The organism is Campylobacter avium LMG 24591, assembly GCF_002238335.1.
Lineage (GTDB): Bacteria > Campylobacterota > Campylobacteria > Campylobacterales > Campylobacteraceae > Campylobacter_D > Campylobacter_D avium.
The window spans coordinates 1,610,109-1,634,377 of record NZ_CP022347.1 but is presented as its reverse complement, the minus strand read 5'-3'; the positions used below and the strand labels follow the sequence as shown (position 1 = coordinate 1,634,377).

Sequence of the window (24,269 nt, the reverse complement as noted above, 5' to 3'; positions counted from 1 at the left end):
GGATGAGGGATTTAGAAAAAAAATTAGGATATGACTTTAAGGATAAAGAGCTTTTAAAACAAGCCATAACGCATAAAAGCCAGAGCGGGGCTAAGCATAATGAAAGGCTTGAGTTTTTAGGCGATGCGGTGCTTGATTTGGTAGTGGCGGAGCTTTTGTTTGAGAAATTTAAGGATGTGGCTGAGGGAAAATTATCTAAGCTAAGAGCAGCCCTTGTGAATGAAAAATCCTTTGCTAAGATAGCAAATAGCATAAAGCTAGGCACTTTCATACTTATGTCAGCCTCAGAGCAAAGCAATAACGGACGCAAAAAGCCCTCCATCCTTTCAGATGCCTTTGAGGCCATCATAGGAGCGATATTTTTAGAAGCTGGTTTTAAAAGGGCTAAAGAAATTTCTTTAGCTTTGATACAAAAAAATTTCCCAGATATAAGTCTTGATTTGTGCAAAGATTATAAAACTGAACTTCAAGAACACACCCAAGCTACTATGGCTCAAACGCCAGAGTATATAACCTTAAGAGCCTTTGGGCCTGACCATAAAAAGAAATTTGAAATAGCACTTGAGCTTAACGGAAAAGAGATGGCAAGAGCCATTTCAGGTACGAAAAAAGAAGCCCAGCAAATAGCTGCAAGGCTTACACTTGAGAAGTTAGGATTATTATGAATAGCTTTGGCACTAGATTTAAATTTACAAGTTTTGGAGAAAGTCACGGCAAGGCACTTGGTTGCGTGATAGATGGTATGCCTAGCGGAGTGAAATTTGATTATGACTTTTTACAAGCTGAGCTTGATAAAAGAAGGCCGGGGCAGAATAAATTTAGCACCCAAAGAAAGGAAAGCGATAAGGCTGAAATTTTAAGCGGAGTTTTTGAAGGTTTCACCACAGGAACTCCCATAGCCATAGTGGTTTTTAATGAAAATCAGCACTCAAAAGACTATGATAATATCAAGGATATTTTTCGTCCCTCGCACGCTGATTTTACTTATTTTCACAAATACGGCATAAGAGATTACAGAGGCGGGGGCAGGGCAAGTGCTAGAGAAAGCGTAGCAAGGGTAGCTGCAGGGGCTGTGGCCGCTATGCTTTTAAGGGAATTTAACATAGAGGTTGAAAGTGGAATTTTAGGAGTGGGTAGTTTGCAAAGCACTCTTAAAAATGAGGATTTAGACTTTGACTTTGCTAAAGATAGTGAAATTTTTTGTCTTGATAAAGGCTTAGAAGAGGGGCTAAAGGCTGAAATTTTAGAGGCTAGAAATGCTAAAGATAGCGTTGGTGGAGTGGTTTTTTCTAGGGTTTTAAATGCTTTTATAGGACTTGGAGAGCCACTTTATGACAAGCTAGATAGCAAAATAGCCCACGCTTTAATGGGAATAAATGCTGTAAAGGCTGTAGAGATAGGAAGCGGGGTAAGTCTTAGCAAGATGAGAGCAAGTGTGGCAAATGATTGCCTAAATCAAAAGGGCTTTTTAAGCAATCATTCAGGAGGTATCTTAGGAGGCATTAGCAATGCAGCTAATATAGAGATAAAAACTCATTTTAAGCCCACGCCTTCGATATTTTTAGAACAAGATAGTATAAATACAAAAAATGAGCCTGTAAAATGCCTCATAAAAGGCAGACACGATCCTTGCGTAGCCGTAAGAGGCTCTGTGCTTTGTACTGCTATGTTAAGGCTTGTTATGGCTGATTGCTTGCTTTTAAATTTGAGCTCAAATTTAAGCATGATAAAAAAGGCTTATAAGCTATCTTAAAAACTTAAAGTTAAATTTAGGGCGGATTTTACGCCCGCACTTTGCGGTGCTTGCGGCATTTTGCAGAGCAAAACAAGTTAGATAAAACTGAATTTAAATTACCACAACCTCTCTTTGCAAATTTATGCCAAAGCTTTCAAAAACTCTTTTTTCAGCTTCTTCTATCAAAAAGATAGCATCTTCAAAGCTGGCATTTTTTTTATTTATCAAAAAATTTGCATGCTTTTGACTAAACATCGCGTCATTTTTTGCAAAGCCCTTTAAGCCCACTGCTTCTATGAGCCGTCCTGCGTAGTCATTGGGCGGATTTTTAAAGACAGAGCCAAAAGAAGCCCCGCTTGGTTGATTATCCCTCATAGCTCTTAAAAGCTCATCTTTTTGCCTATCAAAACCATACTCAAGTTTAAATTTAGCTGAAAATATAAGCTCTTTTTCGCCGCAGTATCTATAGGCAAAATCAAGCTCCTCTTTTTGCTTTTCTTTTTGAAAGCTTTTTATGCTAAGCAAATTTTTACTAATCACCTCATCTTTTAAACCAGCATTCATCTTAATAAGCCCGCCAAGGGTTCCGGGAATTTTGCATAAAAACTCAAAGCCTTTTAGATTGTGTTTCTTTGCAAAGCTATAAATTTTACTTGATTTTGTAGCACAGCCTATATCTAAAAGCATATAATTTTTATTTTGCTCAAGTATGTTTATAAAATCAAAGTTAGGCGATAAAAGTCCAAGTTTTTTAGGCTCATTTGAAACTAAAAGATTGTTAGCACCGCCCACTATAAAGCCATCAAATTCCTTTATCTCATCTATGAGCTCGACTTCAAATTCCTTGCCTATTTTTACGGAGGAGTATTTTTTAAAATCTATTATCATTTTATAAAGCTTGGAATTTGATTTAAAATGCTAGTGGTAAAATCTATCATAACATTCATCATCCAAGGCATTAAAAAAATCAGCACAACAACAACGAGTAAAATTTTAGGCACGAAAGAAAGTGTCATTTCATTTATCTGTGTGGTAGCTTGAAAAATGCTTATTATAAGTCCGGCAATAAGCCCTGCTAAAAGCATAGGCAAAGAAAGCATAAGAGTGATTTTAAAAGTTTGAACGCCAATTGCAACTAAAGCACTTTCCATACATAGCCCTTAAATTTTTTAAAATGATAACAAATTTTTTTAAGAATTCCTAGCCTCTTCATACTCAAGCGGTATCAAATAATCCTTCACATCTATAGCTTTTTCATAAAATCCAGCCTTAAAACCTAGCTCAAAAAGCTTATTTACCGCTTTTAGCTGAAGCTCACTCATAGAGATAGAATTTTTATTTGCATAAAGGTTTAAATACAGATCAAGCTTTTGCTCATCTACTCTTATCATCTTTCTTTGCATAAGCATTTTAGAAAGTATGAAGCGGTTGTTATGTGCTACATCAACAGCCTTTGTTAAAATTTTTTCTATCTTTATAGCATCGCTTAAGGGTAAGGAGCGTCTAAGAGCCATACCACCGAGCGGCAAGGGTAAATCTTCTTTCACAAAATCAAGCCATATATCCCAAATTTCAGCCTCAACACAAAGAGACTCATCAAATTCTAAGATACTTTCGTGTATCAAAACACCCGCATCAACCTCGCCCTCAAGCACAGCTTTTTCTATGTCTAAAAAATTCTTATAAACTATCCTAGCCTCCTTATACCTCATCTTAAAAAGCAAGGCATTTGTGGTATGTGCCCCGCTTAAGGCTACCTTGAAATTTTTCTTTAAAATCTTATCTTTTTTCTTTATAAGCTTTGGTCCATAACCCTCGCCAAATGATACTGCCGTGCGTAAAAGAGCGTATTCATCGGCTATTAAAGGATAAAGAGCAAAGGAAATCGCACTCACATCATACAAATTTTCTAAAGCCTTTTCATTTAAACTTTGTATATCTAAGGCTGTATTTTCAAAGTCAAAGTCCTGTCCTAGCCAACCAAATTTAACAGCCATATACATAAATATATCATCTGCGTCCGGCGAATGTGCTACTGTTACTTTTTTTCTCATTATAAAACCTTTGTAAATAAAATCAAATTCTAGCAAAATAAAAGCATAAAATAAAGTTTATGTTAAAAATCTTTATTGTAGAATTTAGGGCTAATTTAAAAAGGAAAGCAATGGATGAAAATAAGAAAAAATCCCTAGAAGCAGCATTAAAAAGTCTTGATAAAACCTTTGGAAAAGGCACTATTTTAAGGCTTGGAGATAAAGAAGTTGAACATATAGATTCAATCAGCACAGGCTCGGTAGGACTTGATCTAGCACTTGGAATAGGCGGGGTGCCAAAGGGAAGGATAATTGAAATTTACGGACCTGAAAGCTCTGGAAAAACAACACTTACCCTACACATAATAGCAGAATGTCAAAAAGCGGGCGGAGTTTGTGCTTTCATAGACGCAGAACACGCACTTGATACAAGATATGCTAAAAATTTAGGAGTGGATACAGATAATCTTTACATCTCTCAACCAGACTTTGGCGAGCAAGCCTTAGAGATAGTAGAAACCATAGCTAGAAGCGGTGCAATTGATTTAATAGTAGTAGATAGCGTAGCAGCACTCACTCCAAAGGCTGAGATTGACGGAGATATGGGCGATCAACATGTTGGACTTCAAGCAAGACTTATGTCTCAAGCCCTAAGAAAGCTAACGGGCATAGTGCATAAGATGAATACAACCGTGATTTTTATAAATCAAATTCGTATGAAAATAGGTGCTATGGGTTATGGCACACCAGAAACCACAACAGGAGGAAATGCCCTTAAATTCTACTCCTCCGTAAGACTTGATGTAAGAAGGGTAGCCACACTAAAGCAAAATGAAGAATCAATAGGCAATAGAGTAAAGGTAAAAATAGCTAAAAACAAGGTAGCACCTCCCTTTAAACAGGCTGAATTTGATGTGATGTTTGGCGAGGGCATTAGCAAGGAAGGCGAGATAGTAGATTACGGAGTAAAGCTTGATATAATCGATAAGAGCGGAGCTTGGTTTTCTTACAAGGCTAAAAAACTAGGACAGGGTAGAGAAAATGCTAAGGCTTTCTTAAAAGAAAATAAAGATATAGCAGATGAGATAGTAGCTGCCATAAAAAATTCAATAGGCATAGAAGGTGCTTTAAGCACTGATGAAAACGATAATGAGGAGGAGTAAATGCTTTATATAGAGGATGTAATGGCTTATGAAGTGCTTGATAGCAGGGGCAATCCTACACTTAAAACCCAAGTTACACTAAGTGATGGCTCTGTGGGAAAGGCTATAGTTCCAAGCGGAGCTAGCACAGGCTCAAAAGAAGCCTTAGAGCTTAGGGATAAGGATGATAGATTCTTTGGAAAAGGGGTTTTAAAAGCTATATCTAATGTAAATGAAAGCATAGCTGAAAACATCATAGGACTTGACGCCTTTAATCAAACACAACTTGATGAAAGCTTAAGAGAGCTTGATGGCACGAAAAATTACTCAAATTTAGGTGCTAACGCAACTCTTGGCGTGTCTATGGCAAATGCAAGAGCAGTGGCAAAGTCCTTAAACATACCTTTATATCGCTACTTAGGCGGGGCAAATGCTAGTATTTTACCCGTGCCTATGTGTAACATCATAAACGGAGGCGCACACGCAAATAACAATGTAGATTTTCAAGAATTTATGATAATGCCTTATGGTTTTACAAGCTTCAAAGAAGCTTTGCGTTCTGTGTGTGAAATTTATGCTGTCTTAAAAGGCGAGTTAGCCTCCTTAGGACACTCAACTGCCTTGGGTGATGAGGGTGGTTTTGCACCAAATTTAGCAAATAATACAGAGCCTCTTGATTTGCTAATGACTTGTATAAAAAAGGCAGGTTATGAAAAGCAAATAAAACTAGCCCTTGATGTAGCTAGCACGGAGCTTTTTAAGGATGGAAAATATCACTTAGAAAACAAAAGCCTTTCTAGCGATGAGCTTATAGATAGATATGTAGAGCTTTGTGCTAAGTATCCTATAGTAAGCATTGAAGATGGCTTGGCTGAAAATGATTATGAGGGCTGGATAAAACTTACTCAAAAGCTTGGAGATAAAATTCAGCTTGTGGGCGATGATTTATTTGTAACAAATGAGGAAATTTTAAGAGATGGCATAAGCAAAAAAATGGCAAACGCAGTGCTAATAAAACCAAACCAAATAGGCACAATTACTCAAACTATGAAAACCGTGCGTTTAGCTCAAAGAAATAATTACAAATGCATTATGTCTCATAGAAGCGGAGAAAGCGAGGATGATTTTATAGCTGATTTTGCAGTGGCTTTAAACACAGGACAGATAAAAACAGGAGCCCTAGCAAGAGGAGAAAGGACAGCTAAATACAACCGCTTACTTGAAATAGAGCTTGAAAATGATGAGTATTTAGGAGAAAAATTATAAGCGACTTACTAAAAGATTATGACGAGCGGGTTAAGAAAAGACATTTTTACATAGACCTGCTTAAAGGCACTGCTTATGGTGCCTTAGCTATAGTGGCTGCCATTTATTTTGGCAATATGCTTTTTGGGCAGTCCTCTTTGGACACCTTGCTTTCTTTGCAAGCTACTAAGGAGGAGCTAAATAAAAGGATTGTTTGGCTTAAAAAGCAAAATGCCGAAGCACAAAAAGATTATTTCGAACTGAAAGGATTGTATCCAAAATGAGAAAAATTAGTGCATTGTTTTTTTTTACACTCCTTTTATCCTACGCAAATGATAATCCTTTCATCGCGCCAAAGGAGATACAAAAGGCTGAACTTAAGAACTTTGAAAAAGAGGATTTTAAATTTAGCTCAGACGCAAGAATTTTAAAAAGTGTAAAAATCACCTACATCAGCTTTGATGGTAGTGAAAAGACTATGGATTTAAATATCAATCAAAGCATTGATTGGCACGATAATTTTTCTATCATAAAAAATAAAACCCAAAATCCAAATTCAACGCCTATTATGGATGTTTCAGTAACCATACCAGAGCAAAAAACAGGCGAGATAAATTCATCTTTAAATATACAGTCTCCAAATGAAAATGGCAAGATAGAGGATTTTCTAAGCTTTGCAACATACGATAGAAGTATAAAACTTGTAAGCGTTGATGAGATAGTTGGGGATTTTGCACTTGGAAATCCTAGCAAGATAGTCATAGACTTTAAAAGAAAGGTAGCTTTTAACACGAAAAATATAAGTCTAAAAAAAGCACCTTTTAAAAGGATTAGTATAGGCTCTCACGGCACTTACTACAGGCTTGTTATCTATCTTGATGGCAAGTATAATTACAATATAGAAAAAAATTCCGATGGATACACCATATCGCTGATTTAAGCATTAGCTTATTTTTGTTAGAATATCTTAATTTTTAGAAAGGCTATTTATGAGTATTAAAGCAGATAAAATTTGGCTTGATGGAGAGCTTATAAATTTTGAAGATGCTAAGTTACACTTTTTAACGCATTCTTTGCATTATGGAAATGCCGTTTTTGAGGGAACAAGAGCTTATAAGACTGATAAGGGTTTGGCTATTTTTAGACTAAAAGAGCACACAAAAAGATTGCTTGAATCAGCTAAAATTTGCCTACTTAAAAGCCCTTACACACAAGATGAGCTAGAAAAGGCACAAATCGAGCTTTTAAGGGCTAATAACTTTAAGGCAAACACCTACATAAGACCGCTGATATTTTTAGGCGATGGTATAATGGGACTTTATCACGCAAAAGCTAAGGTAAGGGTTGGTATAGCGGCTTGGGAATGGGGTGCTTATCTTGGAGAAGAAGGACTTGAAAAAGGCATAAGGGTTAAAATTTCATCCTTTGCTAGAAATAGCGTAAAATCCTCTATGGGCAAGGCAAAATCAAGTGCAAACTACCTAAATTCACAAATGGCAAAATACGAAGCCATAGAAGCAGGTTATGAAGAAGCTTTAATGCTAGATGAGGAGGGCTTTATAGCTGAGGGCACAGGAGAATGCTTTTTTATAGTTAAAAATGGCTGCTTAATTACCCCTCCAAATGATTTTTCACTAAAGAGCATAACACAGGATATGGTATTAAAACTAGCAAAAGACTTAAGCATACCTGTGCTAAGACAAAGGATAAGCAGAGACGAGGTATATACTGCTGATGAGGCCTTTTTCACAGGCACAGCAGCAGAACTTACTCCCATAAACGAGGTAGATGCAAGGATAATAGGCAATGGCAAAAGAGGAGACATAACTCATAGTTTGCAAAATGCCTTTTTTGATGTGGTTTATGGGAAAAATGACAAATATAAAGATATGCTAACTTACATTTAAAAGGAAGAAAATGCCAGCGGATTTAAATGATTATTTTAAGAAAAAATCAAATTCTAACAATGAAAATAAATCAAGCTTTAATTTCAAAGCACCAAATATAAATTTCAAGGGCTTTGGCAAGGCAAGTGGCTTTATTTACGCAGCTATAATTATAATATTAGTCTTGGTTTTAATACGACCCTTTGCCATAGTAAATGAAGGAGAAATGGGTATAAAAGTAACTACAGGTAGTTATGATCCTGAGCCTTTAAAATCAGGCTTACACTTTTTTGTGCCTATCTTTCAAAAAATCATCATAGTAGATACTAGACAAAGACAGATGACTTACACTTCTTCGGATTCTGCTTCTAGCTTTGCGGTAAATTCAGGTATAGTAGATAAGGCAAGTATCTCGGTGCTTGATTCAAGAGGCTTAACCGTGCTTGTAAATATCACAGTAAAATATAGCTTAAATCCTACCGAGGTGCCAAGGACTATAGCTATGTGGAATTTAAACTGGGAAAATAAGATAATAGACCCAACCGTAAGAGATGTGGTACAAAGCGTTATAGGTAAATACACAGCTGAGGAATTACCAGCAAATCGTAATGCCATAGCCTCACAGATAAATGAGGGCATAACAAAAACCATCTCTTCTTTGCAAAACAATCCCGTGCATTTGCAAGATGTGCATTTAAGAGAGATAATCTTACCTCCTAGCGTAAAAGAACAGATAGAAAAGGTGCAAATAGCCAGACAAGAAGCAGAAAGAGCAACTCAAGAAGCCATAAGAAGAGCCACCCTAGCAGAGGGTGAGGCAAACGCAACTATAATCAGTGCAAAAGGTAAGGCTGATGCAGCTAGGATAGAGGCTGACGCACAAGCTTATGCAAACAAAGAGGTAGCAAACAGCCTTAACACTCCTTTGCTAAATTTAAGACAGATAGAAGTTCAAGGCAAATTTAACGAAGCCTTAAAAGCAAACACAGACGCTAAGATTTTCTTAACTCCGGGCGGGGCTGTGCCTAATATATGGGTGGATACAAAGGATGCTAAAAAACAAAGCTCTACGGGAGCGAATTAAGGATTTGTAAATGCTTGAGCTAAAACAAAGTTTGCTATTTTATATAAAGAATTTATATACTATAGACTTTGTTTTTGCTCTTTTGGTTCTTTTTATTTTTGTATCCTTGCTATTGCCTGCTGTAATCTTTCATCAAAGACCGATAATTGCTTTTTTATTTATCTTTTTTGACATAGTTTTTTGCTGTGTTTTTGCTTATTTTGGCTATAAGCTTATAGATGATAGGGTGAGAACTAGGACTGTTGAACTTGTGGATGAGAATTTTTACGGAGGCTCAAATTTTGTAATCGATGTTAATATAAAAAATCAGTCCAAATACAATTTCTCTCACTGCAAAATTATAGCAAAGATTTATAATACAAATTCGGACGCAAATTTAAGCACGCTAGAAAAATACAAGCAAAGTTATATTCCTATTAGACTAAAAAGCAAAAGCATAGAAAAGCCCCTGGCTAAAAACGAGGCTCAAAGTCATAGGATAAAATTTGATAATTTTAATAAAGATATGAATTATAGTATCAAACTAGAAAGCGAATGCTTTTAAATGCTCTTAAATGCTTTTCACATCACGGTTATAGTTATTGCTATCTTAAATTTTTCCCTGATTTCCCTTGTGATTTTTTTAAAGGTTAAAAATTTACAAGCTAGTATCGCGTGTTACTGTATAAATTTTTTCGCAACTCTTATCATTTCTTATTCTTTGTTTATAACTATAGATGAGCATACTATCAGGGCTGAGGTGAGCGATGTTAGCTTTACTAGGAATTTACGCACAGAAACTGTTTTGGTTAGGGGAAGGGTTACGAATTTAACAAAATACCCTATCCAAAAATGCTACCTAAAACTTAGCATAGTAAATAAAGTAGGCGCCTCAGACGATGTTTTTAAGCAAAATCAGGTAAGAAATACCCAAAACCAACAAAACAGCGTTCATTATAATCTTTTAATCTCAGACACACTTGAGGGGCACACATACAAGGACTTTGATGTGCGTATCCCTTTTCCTCCAGGTTTTACCAGGGCTGAATTTTATCACACCACGCACTGTATTTAGACTAGGTTTTTCTCCTTTAGTATCACATACATTTTAATTGTGGATATGAAAAATGTTAGTATGGCAGGGCCTAGTATTATGCCCCAAAAACCAAAGCTTGAAATTCCGGCTAAAATGGCTAAAAAGATTAAAAGCTCGTTGATTTTTGTTGGTTTTTTCACTAATTTTTCATTTATCCATTTTATTATCAAAGGTTTTACAAAATTATCTGCTAAAAATGAAATTACTACCATTGAGTAAAGCAAAATCCAAAGTGCGGCATAAAGGTTGTTTGAAGCAAATTCATATATGCTAAGCGGCACATATATCAAGGCTCCTCCAACCACAGGTATCATGGATGAAATGGCAAATAAAATTCCCCACAGCACAGGGTCGTAGCCAAAAAATACTATTACAAAGGAAAATAAAAGCCCTTGTAAAATCGCCGCCAAAATCATAGAGTAAAGCACCACAGACATGACATTTGCAACCTCTGATAATACCTCGCCAAGCTCCTTTTTGTCGATAGGAACTATTGATTTGATATATAAAAGCAACTGCGTGCCGTATAAATTCGCAAAAAAGTAAAAAACGCATATTAAGGCTATATCGCTTACTACATGCACGCCTGTTTTTGTAAAATTGCTAATGTATGTGAATATATTTCTTGTGATTGAATTTAAATCTATGCTTGATAAAAACTCCCTTATCTTAGGCTCTATAAAATTCATAGACTCAGGCAAATCAAAATGATAGTTTTTGATGTAATTTATGGTATTTGTGATTGTGCTGTAATCGAAATTCTTCAGCATTATGCCAATTTGTATCAAGGCGTATAAAAAAGGAAGGATTAAAAAAGATGATACAAGTATGGTTGTAAGGGAAGAGGCTAAAAGTTTATTCCCCTTTGTTAATTTTAAAAAATACACATTGATGTTTGATGTGGCAACGGCCATTAGACAACCGATGGAAATGACCAATAAAAAACTTTTAAAAAGATACAAAAGAAGACACAAAACAACCAGCATAAAAGCTGCGAAAAATAACCTACCTTGCTGCATATACACTCCTAAAAATCTTTTATATCAAAGCTTTGCATATCGTTAAAGCCATAAAATTTAACATAAGTATCTAAGGCCTTTTTGGCCTCAAGGTTTTTGCCCATAGCTTTTTTTGCTCTTGCGAATAAAAGCCAAGAGTGCTGGGAATTTTTATCCAAGGAATTTGCCTTAAGGCTCCAAAATACACTTTTTTCATACTCTTGTCTATCTAAGTAAAGCTTTGCTAGCAATATAGCCTTTGAGAAGCTTTGTTCTTTGTAAAATTCTTGCTTTGCTTTAGAAACGCTTATATTATAGCTTTTGATTGTAATTTTCTCATCTTTTTCTTCATTGTTTAAAGGCTGCTTTTTGTTTTTTAATACTTCGGCCTTACTCAGCTGAATTTTTGCTTCTTGTAGCTTTTTGCTAAGTTTTCTTTTTTCTTCTAAGGCTGTGTTTAGGTTTTGTTCCTTTTCTTTTTTATGTTCAAAAATGATATAAGATAAAAACGCTACAAGTAAAAGCAAAAACACATAAAAAGCTCTTTTAAGATAAATTTTTAGCTTGTATTTTTTATGTATTTTTTCTAATTCTTCCACTTGCAAGCTGCTAATCATGCTTTTATTATCCCGTGATGAAGTGCGCTAAGTTCTAGTAAGCTTTTATTATCTTTAGTTTTCCTAGCTTTTTCGTAATGCAGTTCAAGCTCTTTAAATGTGTTTAAAAGCTTGTCAACTGTTCTTAAATTTAAGAGGCTTTTTTTGGCTAAAAAGCTAAGGCAGGATGTGTTGAATACGGTGTTGTATTTTTCTTTTAGATAATATTTTAATTCCTCTTTTTTGGCTTGTTCTAAGATTATTTCCTTGCTTATTCTGCTTGCAAAATGCTCTTTTTCTAGTAATTTGTGCTTTTTGTGCGTGCTAAAAACAAGACTTAGGCAGTTTAATTCGCTTAAAATTCTAAGCCTTTCAAGCAAAACATCCTCATACATTCCAAATTCATCAAAAATCAAGACAAAATGTCCTTTTTCTTTGGACAAAAGCTTGTAAAGCTCATCAAAAGAAGGTTTTATATCCTGTTTTAAAACAGCATTTGCTATATTTGAGCTTAACTCCTCCTCGTTAAAAAATGGCTTTTTAAATAAAATAAAATCATATTTTTTGCTGATTGTATCTAGCAAAAAGCTTTTTCCGGTTCCGCTTTTTCCAAGCAGCAAGATGATTTTTGCCTTGTTTTCTAAAGCGTTTTTTAGGCTAGTTAGGGCTAAATTTTGGGATTTTAAATCAACAAAAACACTCATATGGAAAAACCCAAATCACTCAAGGTAGGTGCTTCTTGCGTATCTATGATAATTGGCTTTATTATGAAAACTATTTCAGTTGAGCTTGAGACCTCGTTTGAGCCTTCAAAAAACCACGATAGGACAGGAATTTTTGATAAGAAATTTACAGAGCTTTCATCTGTAGAATCGCTATGACTTATCAAGCCACCTAAAATCAGTGTTTGCTCATTTTCCATAGATACTACAGTGGATAGCTTTTTTTGCACTGTATCTGGTGCTATCGTGCGGGGACTTTCTTGTCTTTTATTATCTTGTGCGTATTTAAAGGAACTTAAAGATGGGTTAATTCTAAGCATGATTTTGCCATCATCTGAAATTTCTGGCAAGATATTTAGCAAAATTCCCACAAAAATAGAGTAGTTATTGTAGCTTTCGCTAACAGTCGTGCCGCTTTCCGTGCTTTTTGAGCTTTCTCTTACTTGATAGTTTATGGTATCTCCCACAGAAATGATTGCTTGCTGGTTGTTTAGGGCTAGTAGTTTTGGGTTTGATAGGGTTCTTGTCTTGCCATTTTGAGATAAGAAATTCATCACAGAGTCTAAATTCGCATTTAGGCCTAAATTCAAGATAAATCCATTATTCGCAGCATTTTCTTGATTATTAGAATTAAGCGTTAGGTTAAAATTTTGCCAATTAATCCCGCTAGAACTGCTTTTATCAAGGCTTACAGCTATAATGCTTACATCGATTATGACTTGTTTTTTAAGCCTGTTTTGTAAATTTTGTATGTATGTTTGCACTCTTTGAAGCTGTTTCGCGCTCCCGCTTACTGTTATTAAGCCTGCATTTTGATTGATTATCGGGCTTGCTGCTTTTTCATTTTCGCTGCTTAAGATAGCTTGTATTTCTTTTTCTATATTTTGCCAAAAATCAAATTTTTCTAAACTTTTTATCATATTATCATCTAGATTTACATCCGTATTTGAGTAGTCATTTTGTATGGATTTAGAATCCACCGATGCCTTTGTTACGCTTTGTCCCTCTCGCACGGAGGTGATATAATTTAACTTAAAACTTTGTGTTTTTATGCTAGAAATGCGTAAAATTTTGCCGTTATAATCGTAATGCAGGTTTTGTTCTTTTATAAGCAAGTCAAAAAGTTCGTCCAAATTTACTTGCTTTGCGTTTATATTTTTTTGCATAAGTTCTAATTTTTCTTTCGCTAAGTCATCTTTTAAGATGATGCTAAAAGAACATAATTTTGAGAAATGCTCTAAAATTTCGTAGTTGCTTAACTCACTTACAACAGCCACATCAAACAGCCTTGAAGAGCAAGTTGCGTGTAAATTTAAGCAAAGAAATAAACTTAGACTAATTAATGCTAATTTTATGAGATTTCCTTTCGATGTCTAAGTAGAAATCGCCACTTAAGCCTTGTAACAAAATTTTGTTATCTTTTATGCTGATGATTTTTGCATCGTCTATGTAATCGCCTTGCATATACCATAAACCATTTATTTTGGCTTTGTTATCTAGGATTGCTTGTAGTTTGAGCTTTGTTTTTTTTTGCTCGTCTTGTTCAAAAAAGGGGTCTTTTATTTCATCTAGCATAGTAAATGAAGCCTTGTTGTGTAGAAAGCTCCTAATATCAGCTTTTATAGTCGATATTAGGAGTAAGAACAAGATTAGGACTTTAATCTTTTTTATGTCTTTGACCTTTTTCGTCGCTAAAATCAGCACTTGCTAATCTTTTTAGCTGCCTATATCTTCTTTGAGAATCTGCCTTGTTTTTGTCAAATAATTCTTGAGCGTGGCCTGGGTTGCTTTTCTTAAGAGAATTATAACGAACCTCGTTCATCAAAAAGCTTTCATAAAGGTCCCAATCAGGCTCTTTTGAGGAGGCTAAAACTAGAGGATTTTTACCCTCATCTTGAAGTCTTGGGTCAAAGGTGTATAAAGGCCAATATCCGCACTTAGTAGCTAGCTCTCCTTGGTTTCCAGAGTATCCAAGTCCACCTTTTATACCGTGTGCTATACAAGGTGAATAACAAATTACCAAAGATGGTCCGTCGTAAGCTTCAGCAGCTAAGATAGCTTTTAGTAAGTGGTTATAATTCGCACTTGAATTTACTTGTGCTACGAAGATATATCCGTAAGTCATAGCTATTTGACCTAAGTCTTTCTTTTGCACAGGTTTTCCAGAGGCAGTAAATTGAGCTACTGAGCCGGTTCTTGAGGATTTTGAGCTTTGTCCTCCGGTGTTTGAGTAAACTTCAGTGTCTAGGACTAGTACATTTACATTTTCTCCACTTGCTAAGACATGGTCAAGTCCGCCATAACCTATATCATAAGCCCAGCCGTCTCCACCAAAAATCCAGTGAGATTTTTTGCTTAAGAATTGTTTTAATTCTAAGATATCTCTTATAGCCTTATTATCTTTGTTTGCTTCTAATAAAGGTACTAATTTATCCCTAAGCTCCATAGAAGCAGAAGCGTCATTTTTGTTAGCTATCCATTCTTTAAAGAGGGCGGATAATGAATTTGGCACTGTTTGCATATTTTCATTCATTATATTTTCTATTCTGTTTCTATTGCTTTCAGTGGCTATGCTCATTCCAAGTCCAAATTCTGCATTATCCTCAAATAAAGAATTCGCCCAAGCAGGCCCATGGCCATTTTTTACACTCTTTCTATAAGGAGTAGAAGGAGCAGAACCGCCATAAATAGAGCTACAACCTGTTGCGTTTGCTATAATCATCCTTTCGCCAAATAACCTAGTAACTAAGGTTATATAAGGAGTTTCCCCACATCCAGGACAGGCTCCGTGGAATTCAAATAAAGGTTGAGAAAACTGCGCGCCTTTTAGTGTTTCTTTTGATAAGATATTGTCTTTATAGCTTATTTTTTTGAATAAATAATCAGCGTTTTCTTGCTCTCCAAAATCAACTTCCTCATCTAAAGGCACCATTACTAAGGATTTTTCTTTAGTAGGGCACTCATGAACGCAAAGCTCGCAACCTGTGCAGTCAAGCGGTGATACTTGAATTTTAAATTTAAGTTTTTCTCCCTTAGTGCCTTTGGCGTCTAGGGCGTGTTCTTTAACTCCATGTGGCGCTGCGTTAAATTCCTCATCATTTATTAGGAACGGTCTAATAACAGCGTGAGGGCAAACAGAGGCACATTGATTACACTGGATACAATTTGCTTCTATCCATCTAGGCACCATAACGCCCACGCCTCTTTTTTCAAATTCAGTAGTTCCGTGCTCAAAGCTTCCATCTTCATAGCCTAAGAAATCAGACACCTTAAGCTCATCTCCCTTTGCTGCGTTCATAGGTTTTACTATGTTTTCTACGAATTCGGTTCCCTTGTAGCTTATATTAGTGCTTGTTTCATCCTCAAGATTAGCCCAAGAAGGATCTACATCTATCTTAACTAAGCCATCGCCTCCTATGTCTATGGCCTTATAGTTCATCTCAACTATAGCATCGCCTTTTTTGCTGTATGTTTTGTGGGCTAGTTTTTTCATATATTCTTTTGCTTTTTCAAAGTCTATGATTGCTGTTAGCTTGAAAAAGGCTGATTGCATAATGGTATTTGTCCTGCTTCCAAGTCCTATATCTCTAGCTAATTTTGTAGCGTTTATGATGTAGAAATTTATCTTTTTTTGCGCTAGTACCCTTTTTACCTTGTTTGGTATATGTTTTATGGTGTCGTTTGCGTTCCATATGCTGTTTAAAAGAAAGGTTCCATTTTCTCTTATGCCTGCTAAAACATCGTAGGTTTCAAGGTAAGCAGCAACAGAACAAGCCACAAAGTGCGGAGTTGATACGAGATAAGTAGAGCGGATAGGCTTTTTGGAAAATCTTAGGTGAGACCTTGTGTAGCCGCCTGATTTCTTAGAATCGTAAGCAAAATAAGCTTGTGCGTAAAAGTCTGTATTATCGCCTATGATTTTGATAGAATTTTTGTTAGCTCCAACAGTTCCATCAGCTCCCAAGCCGTAAAATAAACACTCGGTGGTGCTTTCATTGCTAAGCGACATCTTTTCTTTTAATTCTAAAGAAGTGTTTGTCACATCATCTACTATACCAACTGTGAAGTTGTTTTTAGGTTCTTTTTTATCTAAATTTTCAAATACAGATATTATTTGCGAAGGGTCAACATCTTTTGATGATAAACCGTATCTTCCTCCTACTATCAGAGGGGTTTTTTCTTTTTCATAAAAGGCGGCTCTAACATCTAGATATAAAGGTTCGCCTATGCTGCCTGGCTCTTTTGTTCTGTCTAAAACAGCGATTTTTTCAACTGTATCAGGAATCACATCAAAGAAATATTTTAAGCTAAATGGTCTATACAAATGAACCTTGACAAGACCTACTTTTTCTCCTTTGGCAGCTAAAAAGTCTACAACTTGTTCTATGGTTTGCGTAACAGAACCCATGGCTATGATGATTTTAGTAGCTTTTTCATCTCCATAGTATGTAAAAGGCTTGTATGTTCTACCTGTTATCTTTGAAATTTCTTTCATATACTCATTTACCACATCTGGTAATGCGTCGTAGTATTTGTTTGAAAGCTCTCTTGTTTGAAAATATATATCGTCGTTTTGTGCTGTTCCGCGTGTTTTTGGATTTTCTGGATTTAAGCAAGATTCTTTAAATGCTCTTACAGCGTCTTTATCTAACAATCTATCAAAGTCAGCGTAATCCATAAGTTCTATTTTTTGAATTTCATGACTTGTTCTAAAACCATCAAAAAAATGTAAAAATGGCACTCTTCCTTTTATGGCCGCCAAATGCGCCAAGCCCGCTAAATCCATAACTTCTTGCACCGAATGAGAGCAAAGCAGGGCAAAGCCTGTTTGTCTGGCAGCATAAACATCTTGATGGTCTCCAAATATAGACAAGGCTTGCGAAGCTAAAGATCTAGCCGCCACATGTATAACGCAAGGCAGTAGCTGGCCAGCTATTTTATACATATTAGGAATTTTTAATAACAAACCTTGAGAAGCTGTATATGTTGTGGTCAAAGCACCAGCTTGTAAAGAACCATGCACGGTTCCAGCAGCACCTGCTTCGCTTTGCATTTCTACAACTTTCACTGTATTTCCAAAAAGATTTTTCTTTCCCTCAGCAGCCCACATATCAGTGTGATCGGCCATAGGCGAAGAAGGTGTTATAGGATATATACCAGCAACTTCCGTGAAGGCATAGGAAGCATAAGCGGCGGCTTCGTTGCCGTCCATTGTTTTCATAATTTTAGCCATCATAAAGTCCTTTTCTCATTTTTTCTAATCTTTTAATATACAACTTATTAAATTAAAATTATATTAAAAAAAAATATTAGGAAAATAAATATTTTGCAGTAAGGAAATTTAGGAGTTAAAGTTACTCCTAAATTTAAAGACCAACGGCACTTAGGGTTTGGTATTTGTTCATATAAATTTGTGCTTCGATTTTTCTCATAGTATCAAGGGCAACTTGAACCACGATGAGAACGGATGTGCCTCCAAAATAAAAAGGAACGCCCATAAATTTAACCAAGAGCCAAGGAAGAGTTGAAACTAGCCCAAGATAAATAGAACCCGAAAGCGTTAGGTGCGAAGCCACTGTGTTAAGGTAGTTTGCAGTGCCCTCACCAGGTCTAATGCCCGGTATAAAGCCTCCTTGTTTTTTCAAATTTTCAGCTATGTCCTTTGCGTTAAACACTATGGAAGCGTAAAAATAAGCAAAGAAAATCACAAAGAAAAAGGTAAGTATGTGAAATAAATAGCCATTTGGGTTTAGATAGTCATTTATCATCAAAACATACTCATTTGTGCTACTTTGCATAATAGTAGCTGGAAACATCAAGATAGCGCTTGCAAAGATAGGAGGTATAACCCCGCTTAAATTTACCTTTATAGGTATGTAATTCATAATGCGTTTGTTTTGATTTTGCATAACCACTTTTCTTGAGTAAGATATAGGAATTCGCCTTTCTCCAAGCTCTACATAAATGATAGCACCTATGGTTAGCAGTATCACAAGAAGGATTAAAAAGGCTACTAAGAAATTCATCTCGCCTGAATTTATAAGTCCTATAGTGCCATCTATGGCTGAAGGTATGCTTGAGACTATACCGGCAAAGATGATTAAAGAAATTCCATTACCCACGCCTTTTTGTGTGATTTGTTCTCCAAGCCACATCAAAAGCATAGTTCCAGCAAGCATTGAAAGAGCTGAAAGAGCTATAAAGGTGTTTAAATCCTCTATCATTATGGCAGATTGTCCCTGTGAGCCTCTTAAATTTTGAAGTCCTATGGAAACTCCTATACTTTGCACTAGGGTTATAAAAATAGTTGCATAGCGGATGATTTGCATATACTTTTGCATACCATCTCGCTCTTTTTTCATCTTGCCTATACTATGAAAGGTAGCTGCTAAAAGCTCCATTATAATGGAGGCTGTTATGTAAGGCATAATGCCAAGAGAGATGATAGAAAATCTCTCTGCTGCACCACCGCTAAACATATTAAAAAGTCCAAGGGCATTGCTTGAATTTTGGTTAAAAAACTCAGCCACCACATCAGCATTTACTCCAGGAACTGGCACATAGGCTAAAATTCTATAAGCAAATAAAAATGCTAGAGTGATTAGAATTTTATTAGTTAAAGACTTGTTCATTATTCTTTTCCGCTAAAGCTTATATTCTCATCTTTTATTTTTGAAGCTAAGTCTTTTGCACTTTTTCCTATGAGTTTTACTTTGCTTACTGACTTAGGAAGTTTATACACTTCTTTTAGACTTGAAAGAGTGATTTCACTTAAAGTTGCTACGGCTTTTACCTTTTCTACATTTATTTCATAAGGTTTTTGTACTCTTGAGTTAAAGCCTACTTTTGGTAATCTTCTTTGAAGTGGTTGTTGTCCGCCTTCAAAGCCTCTTTTTTCATTATAACCCTTTCTAGCGGTTTGTCCCTTACCACCCTTTGTAGCGGTTTTGCCCATACCGCTACCTTGACCGCGACCTATTCTTTTTATCTTTCTAGTTGAACCTTTTGCCTTTGTTAAATTCATAAACTTATCCTTTTAACATACTTAAAGCTTTTATAGTGGCGCGCACTACATTGGCGGAATTATTAGAACCTAAAGACTTTGTTAAAATGTCTTTAATCCCCGCAAGCTCAACGATAGGACGAGTAGAGCCTCCAGCGATAACTCCTGTACCTTCGCTAGCTGGTTTTAGTAGAATTCTACTTGAGTTGTATTTTACTTCTACATCGTGAGCTATGGTAGAACCTTTGGTTTTGACCTCTACTATGTTTTTAAAGGCATCATCCACAGCCTTTCTTATAGCGTCTGGCACTTCCTTTGCTTTGCCGTAGCCAACGCCCACAAGTCCTTTTTTGTTTCCTATCACAACTAGGGCTGTAAATCTAAATCTTCTACCGCCTTTTACAACCTTTGTAACTCTACCTATATCAACTATGGTTTCTTCAAATTCTTCTCTATTATACTTTTGCATTATCTCTCCCTTAAAGCTTTATGCCATTTTCTCTTAAAGAATTTGCTAGCTCTGCAACAACGCCGTGATACAAGTAGCCATTTCTGTCAAAAACTGCTTCATTTATATTTTTATCTTTTAAAGCCTTTGCAAAATCAGCGGCGATTTTTTTCGCACCTTCTTTGTTTGCCTTTATGCCTAGTTTTGTTCCACTACTTGCCACTATAGTTTTTGCGTTTACATCGTCTATGGCTTGTAGATATATGCTTCTATTTGATTTAAAAATAGAAATTCTAGGCAAAGATGCTGTACCCGATATATTTGCTCTTATTCTTTTTTTTCTTTTTAGTCTTAATTTTATCTTTCTTTTTAAAACATTTGCTCTCATATTCTATCCTTATTTCTTAGAAGTCTTACCAGCTTTGCGGATGATTCTTTCATCAGCATACTTAACTCCCTTGCCTTTGTAAGGCTCTGGCGGTCTAAATTCACGAATTTGAGCAGCAACCTGTCCAACTTGCTGTTTATCACTGCCTTTTACTACTATGTTATTTTTGTCAACAGTTATTTCTATACCCTCTGGTATATTGTAATTTATTGGATGTGAAAAGCCTAAGCTAAGCTCTAAAATTTTACCCTTTAAAGCTGCTTTGTAACCAACTCCGTTTATCTCTAAGGTTTTTGAAAAGCCTTGAGTTAAGCCTGTGATTATATTTTGAGTTAAGGCTCTGTAAGTTCCCCAAAATGCTCTACTTTGTCTATCATCACCTTTTGGAGAAAAGCTTATGCTATTATCTGCCAAAGTAACATTTACATGTGATTTTGTATCTAGTTCCTTGCTTAAATTTCCTTTTTTGAATTTAAGCACAACTCCTTCTAGTTTTACCTCTACTCCACTTGGAATAACAACTGCTTGTTTGCCTATACGAGACATATTTTTATCCTTTTTATTTGTCTAAGGTATTTCTACTCAAATGCCATAAAAAGCATATTTTTACCAAATAGTGCACAGCACTTCGCCACCAACTCCGGCTTTGTAAGCTTCATCGTTGGCCAATACACCCTTGCTTGTGCTAACTACTATGGTTCCATAACCGTTTTTAAATCTCTTGATTTCTTCTTTTCCTCTGTAAACACGGCGACCCGGCTTTGAAACGCGTTTGATTTCGTTTATAACACTAGCTCCGTTTTCATCATATTTAAGAACAACTGAGATAAATTTCTTTTTATCTTCTTCTATTACATTAAAGCTTTCTATGTAGCCTTTGTTTTGAAAAATTTTAACCAAGGCTTCTATAACCTTTGAATGAAGTAGCTTTGTATTTTCAAGCCTACGCATGCTAGCATTTCTTATACGAGTTAAAGAATCAGAAATTACATCATTTATCATATCTCTTCCTTACCAACTTGCTTTTTTAAGACCTGGTATCAAGCCTTCATTTGCCATTTTTCTTAAGCAAACCCTGCAAATTCCAAAGTCTCTATAAACTGAATGCGGTCTCCCACAAATTTGACATCTAGTATAAGCACGGACTGAAAATTTAGCCTTTCGTGCTGCTTTTGCTATCATTGATTTTTTAGCCATTTTATTTTCCTTTTGCAAAAGGCATACCAAAAAGTTCTAGTAATTTTTGAGCCTCTTTATCGTTTCTTGCACTTGTAACTACAGAGATATTCATACCGTGAGTTCTTAGAATTTTATCGTATTCAACCTCTGGAAACATAAGCTGTTCATCAAGTCCGAAATTATAATTTCCTCTGCCATCAAATCCATCCCTTGGCAAACCTCTAAAGTCCTTAACCCTAGGCAAGGCTATGCTAATTAGCTTGTCAAGAAAGGCGAACATATTATTCTTTCTTAGAGTTACCATAACGCCCACAGGGAAGCCTTCTCTTACCTTAAAGCCTGCAACTGATTTTTTAGCCTTGGTGATTACAGCCTTTTGTCCGGCTATTAAGGAGATAGTATCAGCTATATTTTGAAGTATCTTTTGATCCTTTGCTAATTCTCCTGCCCCAACGCTAATAACTATTTTTTCAATGGCAGGTATAAGCATAGGATTTTTAATATCAAATTCCTTTGCTAAAGCTTCTTTAATAGTATTAGAGTATTTTTCTTTTAATCTCATCTTTTATCTCCCTAAACCTTAGCCACATTTGAAATATGAATAGGCATTTCTTTATTTATAAAGCCACCATTTTGGAATTTTTCACTAGGTTTTACAGCTTTCTTAGCTAATTTACAACCCTCAACTAAAACTTGATTTTTCTTAGGAAAAACGGCTAAAACCTTGCCTGTTTTACCCTTGTCATCGCCTGCTATGATTTTTACCGTATCGTTTTTCTTAATCTTTACTTTCATTATAAAACCTCCGGAGCAAGTGAAACTATTTTCATGAAATTTGCATATCTTACTTCACGACCCACAGGACCAAAGATACGAGTTCCAATAGGCTCTCTTTTATTATCAAGTATAACAGCTGCGTTTTCATCAAAGCGTATTAAAGAGCCATTTTCTCTGTGAATTTCTTTTTTCGTTCTAACTACAACAGCCTTTACAACTTGACCTTTTTTAACCTTGCCATTTGGTAAAGCCTTTTTAACGGACGCTACTATCACATCACCTATGGTAGCGTATCTTCTTTTGCTACCGCCTAAAACCTTTATACACATAAGTTCTTTTGCACCGCTGTTATCAGCAACTGCAAGCCTTGTAAAACTTTGTATCATTACTCAACTCCTGTTGCTAATATAGTCTTTAAGCGAAAGGCTTTTCTTTTTGATAATGGTCTACACTCAAGTGCTACGACTGTATCTCCTACCTTTGCTTGATTTTTCTCATCATGGATGAGGTATTTTTTAAATCTTTTTACTATTTTTCTATATCTAGGGTGAACTACTTTTCTTTCTACCAATACACTTACTGTTTTATCACCACTTTTTTGGACAACAATGCCTTGAATTTCTCTTTTAAATGCCATTTTTTATCCTTGTATTTTCGCATTTATTGCAGTGCTTATTCTAGCAATATCTTTTTTTACCTGTCTTATTTCTTGATTATTGGTAAGCTGCATGGTTCTTAACTTCTGTTTTAGTGTAAACAAAAGCAACTTCTTTTCTTTCAACAAATCTTTTAATTCTTGCGCACTTTTATCTTTAAATTCAGTATATTTCATTTTGACTCTCTCTTGTAACAAACTTTGTTTTAAAAGGAAGTTTATGCATAGCCAAAGTAAGTGCTTCTTTAGCCATTTCTTCACTAACGCCGGCCATTTCATATATAATGCGACCCGGCTTTATATTCATAACCCATTCTTCAACCGCTGCCTTACCCTTACCCATACGAGTTTGTAGAGGTTTTTTAGTAAGTGGTTTATCAGGAAAAACTCTAATCCAAGTTTTGCCCTGTCTTTTTACAAAACGAGTTAAAGCAATACGAGCAGCTTCGATTTGCCTTGAGTTGATGCGTCCAGCCTCAGTAGCTTTTAAAGCATAATCTCCAAAGGTAAATTCAGTGCCTCTGCAGGCATAACCTCTGTTTCTACCTTTCATCATCTTTCTATATTTTGTCTTTTTTGGCATTAACATTGTTATTTACCACCCTTTCCTCTGCTTCTTCTAGTTTTTTTAGCAGGAGTATTCTCTTCTTCAGTTTTTTCTACTTGCATGCCTTTTTGTAGAACTTCACCTTTAAAAATCCAGACCTTAACGCCTATATTTCCATAAGTAGTTCTAGCTTCAGCAAAACCATAATCAATCTTTGCTCTTAAGGTATGTAAAGGCACACGACCTTCTAAATACCATTCTGTCCTTGCCATTTCAGCACCGCCTAAACGACCAGAAACAGATACCTTTATACCTTTTGCACCGGCTTTTTGTGCATTTTGTATAACCTTTTTCATCGCTCTTCTAAAAGAGACTCTTTTTTCAAGTTGAGTAGCTACGCTTTCTGCGGCGAGTTGGGCTGAGGCACCGGCTTTTCTTTCTTCTTTTATATTGATATTAATCTCTTTTTTTATGACATTTTGTAGTTCTTTTTTAAGATTATCTACATCTGAGCCTTTTTTACCTATGATGATACCCGGTCTAGCAGCAACAACTGTAACTCTTAGTTTTTTAGCTGTTCTTTCTACTAGAATTTGAGATATACCGGCATAGTAAAGCTTTCTTTTTAAAAAGGCTCTTATTTTATAATCCTCGCCTATATTTTCTACCAAATTTGCTTTAGTAGGAAACCATCTTGATTCCCAATTTCTATTTATACCTAGTCTTAAGCCAATTGGATTTACTTTTTGTCCCATA

At 35.7% G+C, this 24,269-nt stretch carries 33 protein-coding genes; 10 read left to right on the top strand and 23 right to left on the bottom strand.

Translation table 11 applies throughout. The features are described from left to right. Nucleotides 1-2: 2 nt before the first annotated feature. Nucleotides 3-665: a ribonuclease III gene (gene rnc, locus CAV_RS08300; protein WP_094324374.1), complete on the top strand. Its 663-nt coding sequence runs from the start codon at nt 3-5 to the stop codon at nt 663-665. Further along, on the top strand, nt 662-1,753 hold the full coding sequence (gene aroC / locus CAV_RS08295; RefSeq protein ID WP_094324373.1) for a chorismate synthase: 1,092 nt from the start codon (nt 662-664) through the stop codon (nt 1,751-1,753). The genes rnc and aroC overlap by 4 nt, the downstream gene beginning before the upstream one ends. 93 nt (nt 1,754-1,846) lie before the next feature. Here the strand turns inward: aroC and CAV_RS08290 are convergent, their stop codons facing one another. Genes CAV_RS08290 through CAV_RS08280 form a run of 3 tightly spaced genes read right to left on the bottom strand, consistent with a single transcriptional unit; the run spans nt 1,847 to nt 3,789 of the window. Then, nucleotides 1,847-2,623 (bottom strand): UDP-N-acetylmuramate dehydrogenase, encoded by a 777-nt coding sequence (locus tag CAV_RS08290; protein ID WP_094324372.1) that lies wholly within the window; start codon nt 2,621-2,623, stop codon nt 1,847-1,849. Beyond that, nucleotides 2,620-2,886, bottom strand: coding sequence for a flagellar biosynthesis protein FliQ (fliQ, locus tag CAV_RS08285; RefSeq protein WP_094324371.1), 267 nt, complete (start codon nt 2,884-2,886; stop codon nt 2,620-2,622). Before fliQ ends, CAV_RS08290 begins: the two co-directional genes overlap by 4 nt. A 39-nt stretch (nt 2,887-2,925) precedes the next feature. Next, nucleotides 2,926-3,789 (bottom strand): menaquinone biosynthesis family protein, encoded by an 864-nt coding sequence (locus tag CAV_RS08280; protein WP_094324370.1) that lies wholly within the window; start codon nt 3,787-3,789, stop codon nt 2,926-2,928. A gap of 110 nt (nt 3,790-3,899) precedes the next feature. Between CAV_RS08280 and recA the strand changes: the two genes are divergently transcribed. The 8 genes from recA (at nt 3,900) to CAV_RS08240 (ending at nt 10,179) form a co-directional block, all read left to right on the top strand. After that, nucleotides 3,900-4,931, top strand: a complete 1,032-nt coding sequence (recA, locus tag CAV_RS08275) for a recombinase RecA (protein ID WP_094324369.1) — start codon at nt 3,900-3,902, stop codon at nt 4,929-4,931. Beyond that, nucleotides 4,932-6,176: a phosphopyruvate hydratase gene (gene eno / locus CAV_RS08270; protein ID WP_094324368.1), complete on the top strand. Its 1,245-nt coding sequence runs from the start codon at nt 4,932-4,934 to the stop codon at nt 6,174-6,176. Nucleotides 6,177-6,292: 116 nt separating this feature from the next. Beyond that, nucleotides 6,293-6,439: a hypothetical protein gene (locus CAV_RS08265; RefSeq protein ID WP_094324482.1), complete on the top strand. Its 147-nt coding sequence runs from the start codon at nt 6,293-6,295 to the stop codon at nt 6,437-6,439. Next, nucleotides 6,436-7,095 carry an AMIN domain-containing protein gene (locus CAV_RS08260; RefSeq protein WP_094324367.1) on the top strand — a complete coding sequence of 220 codons (660 nt, stop codon included), beginning with the start codon at nt 6,436-6,438 and terminating at the stop codon, nt 7,093-7,095. The genes CAV_RS08265 and CAV_RS08260 overlap by 4 nt, the downstream gene beginning before the upstream one ends. 49 nt (nt 7,096-7,144) lie before the next feature. Then, entirely contained in the window at nt 7,145-8,062 is a 918-nt protein-coding gene (gene ilvE / locus CAV_RS08255; RefSeq protein WP_094324366.1) for a branched-chain-amino-acid transaminase, read from the top strand. 10 nt (nt 8,063-8,072) lie between these two features. Continuing rightward, nucleotides 8,073-9,125 (top strand): prohibitin family protein, encoded by a 1,053-nt coding sequence (locus tag CAV_RS08250; protein WP_094324365.1) that lies wholly within the window; start codon nt 8,073-8,075, stop codon nt 9,123-9,125. Nucleotides 9,126-9,135: 10 nt separating this feature from the next. Continuing rightward, nucleotides 9,136-9,669 (top strand): DUF2393 family protein, encoded by a 534-nt coding sequence (locus tag CAV_RS08245; RefSeq protein ID WP_094324364.1) that lies wholly within the window; start codon nt 9,136-9,138, stop codon nt 9,667-9,669. Further along, on the top strand, nt 9,670-10,179 hold the full coding sequence (locus CAV_RS08240; RefSeq protein WP_094324363.1) for a DUF2393 family protein: 510 nt from the start codon (nt 9,670-9,672) through the stop codon (nt 10,177-10,179). Here the strand turns inward: CAV_RS08240 and CAV_RS08235 are convergent. The 20 genes from CAV_RS08235 to rpsC all read right to left on the bottom strand — a co-directional run bounded on the left by CAV_RS08235 (nt 10,176) and on the right by rpsC (nt 24,268). Next, entirely contained in the window at nt 10,176-11,219 is a 1,044-nt protein-coding gene (locus CAV_RS08235) for an AI-2E family transporter (RefSeq protein ID WP_094324362.1), read from the bottom strand. The two genes, CAV_RS08240 and CAV_RS08235, sit on opposite strands and share 4 nt — an antisense overlap. Before the next feature lie 8 nt (nt 11,220-11,227). Next, nucleotides 11,228-11,797 (bottom strand): transformation system protein, encoded by a 570-nt coding sequence (locus tag CAV_RS08230; RefSeq protein WP_148131199.1) that lies wholly within the window; start codon nt 11,795-11,797, stop codon nt 11,228-11,230. A gap of 14 nt (nt 11,798-11,811) precedes the next feature. Further along, nucleotides 11,812-12,498 (bottom strand): ATP-binding protein, encoded by a 687-nt coding sequence (locus CAV_RS08225; protein WP_094324360.1) that lies wholly within the window; start codon nt 12,496-12,498, stop codon nt 11,812-11,814. Further along, the gene (gene mshL / locus CAV_RS08220) at nt 12,495-13,871 is read right to left on the bottom strand and encodes a pilus (MSHA type) biogenesis protein MshL (protein WP_094324359.1); all 1,377 of its coding nucleotides are present in this window, start codon (nt 13,869-13,871) and stop codon (nt 12,495-12,497) included. Before mshL ends, CAV_RS08225 begins: the two co-directional genes overlap by 4 nt. Next, complete coding sequence (locus tag CAV_RS08215) at nt 13,852-14,091, bottom strand: hypothetical protein (protein WP_094324358.1); 240 nt, start codon at nt 14,089-14,091, stop codon at nt 13,852-13,854. Before CAV_RS08215 ends, mshL begins: the two co-directional genes overlap by 20 nt. Nucleotides 14,092-14,173: 82 nt before the next feature. Beyond that, nucleotides 14,174-17,749, bottom strand: coding sequence for a pyruvate:ferredoxin (flavodoxin) oxidoreductase (gene nifJ / locus CAV_RS08210; protein ID WP_094324357.1), 3,576 nt, complete (start codon nt 17,747-17,749; stop codon nt 14,174-14,176). A gap of 133 nt (nt 17,750-17,882) precedes the next feature. Further along, nucleotides 17,883-19,148, bottom strand: a complete 1,266-nt coding sequence (gene secY, locus CAV_RS08205) for a preprotein translocase subunit SecY (protein ID WP_094324356.1) — start codon at nt 19,146-19,148, stop codon at nt 17,883-17,885. Continuing rightward, nucleotides 19,148-19,540 carry a 50S ribosomal protein L15 gene (gene rplO / locus CAV_RS08200; protein WP_094324355.1) on the bottom strand — a complete coding sequence of 131 codons (393 nt, stop codon included), beginning with the start codon at nt 19,538-19,540 and terminating at the stop codon, nt 19,148-19,150. Before rplO ends, secY begins: the two co-directional genes overlap by 1 nt. A gap of 4 nt (nt 19,541-19,544) precedes the next feature. Beyond that, nucleotides 19,545-19,988, bottom strand: coding sequence for a 30S ribosomal protein S5 (rpsE, locus tag CAV_RS08195; RefSeq protein WP_094324354.1), 444 nt, complete (start codon nt 19,986-19,988; stop codon nt 19,545-19,547). Nucleotides 19,989-19,998: 10 nt separating this feature from the next. Then, nucleotides 19,999-20,355, bottom strand: a complete 357-nt coding sequence (rplR, locus tag CAV_RS08190) for a 50S ribosomal protein L18 (RefSeq protein WP_094324353.1) — start codon at nt 20,353-20,355, stop codon at nt 19,999-20,001. Between the two features lie 9 nt (nt 20,356-20,364). Further along, the gene (rplF, locus tag CAV_RS08185) at nt 20,365-20,901 is read right to left on the bottom strand and encodes a 50S ribosomal protein L6 (RefSeq protein WP_094324352.1); all 537 of its coding nucleotides are present in this window, start codon (nt 20,899-20,901) and stop codon (nt 20,365-20,367) included. A 60-nt stretch (nt 20,902-20,961) separates the two neighbouring features. Next, nucleotides 20,962-21,357, bottom strand: coding sequence for a 30S ribosomal protein S8 (gene rpsH, locus CAV_RS08180; protein WP_094324351.1), 396 nt, complete (start codon nt 21,355-21,357; stop codon nt 20,962-20,964). Between the two features lie 9 nt (nt 21,358-21,366). Continuing rightward, nucleotides 21,367-21,552, bottom strand: a complete 186-nt coding sequence (locus CAV_RS08175; protein WP_094324350.1) for a type Z 30S ribosomal protein S14 — start codon at nt 21,550-21,552, stop codon at nt 21,367-21,369. Nucleotide 21,553: 1 nt separating this feature from the next. Further along, entirely contained in the window at nt 21,554-22,096 is a 543-nt protein-coding gene (gene rplE / locus CAV_RS08170; RefSeq protein WP_094324349.1) for a 50S ribosomal protein L5, read from the bottom strand. Between the two features lie 11 nt (nt 22,097-22,107). Next, nucleotides 22,108-22,329, bottom strand: coding sequence for a 50S ribosomal protein L24 (gene rplX / locus CAV_RS08165; protein ID WP_094324348.1), 222 nt, complete (start codon nt 22,327-22,329; stop codon nt 22,108-22,110). Next, complete coding sequence (rplN, locus tag CAV_RS08160) at nt 22,329-22,697, bottom strand: 50S ribosomal protein L14 (RefSeq protein ID WP_094324347.1); 369 nt, start codon at nt 22,695-22,697, stop codon at nt 22,329-22,331. Before rplN ends, rplX begins: the two co-directional genes overlap by 1 nt. Next, the gene (gene rpsQ / locus CAV_RS08155; RefSeq protein ID WP_094324346.1) at nt 22,697-22,948 is read right to left on the bottom strand and encodes a 30S ribosomal protein S17; all 252 of its coding nucleotides are present in this window, start codon (nt 22,946-22,948) and stop codon (nt 22,697-22,699) included. Before rpsQ ends, rplN begins: the two co-directional genes overlap by 1 nt. 3 nt (nt 22,949-22,951) lie before the next feature. Beyond that, a complete protein-coding gene (gene rpmC / locus CAV_RS08150) occupies nt 22,952-23,143 on the bottom strand; it encodes a 50S ribosomal protein L29 (RefSeq protein ID WP_094324345.1) in 192 nt (63 codons plus the stop codon). After that, on the bottom strand, nt 23,130-23,555 hold the full coding sequence (gene rplP, locus CAV_RS08145) for a 50S ribosomal protein L16 (RefSeq protein ID WP_094324344.1): 426 nt from the start codon (nt 23,553-23,555) through the stop codon (nt 23,130-23,132). Before rplP ends, rpmC begins: the two co-directional genes overlap by 14 nt. 2 nt (nt 23,556-23,557) lie before the next feature. Further along, the gene (rpsC, locus tag CAV_RS08140; RefSeq protein ID WP_094324343.1) at nt 23,558-24,268 is read right to left on the bottom strand and encodes a 30S ribosomal protein S3; all 711 of its coding nucleotides are present in this window, start codon (nt 24,266-24,268) and stop codon (nt 23,558-23,560) included. Nucleotide 24,269 lies beyond the last annotated feature (1 nt).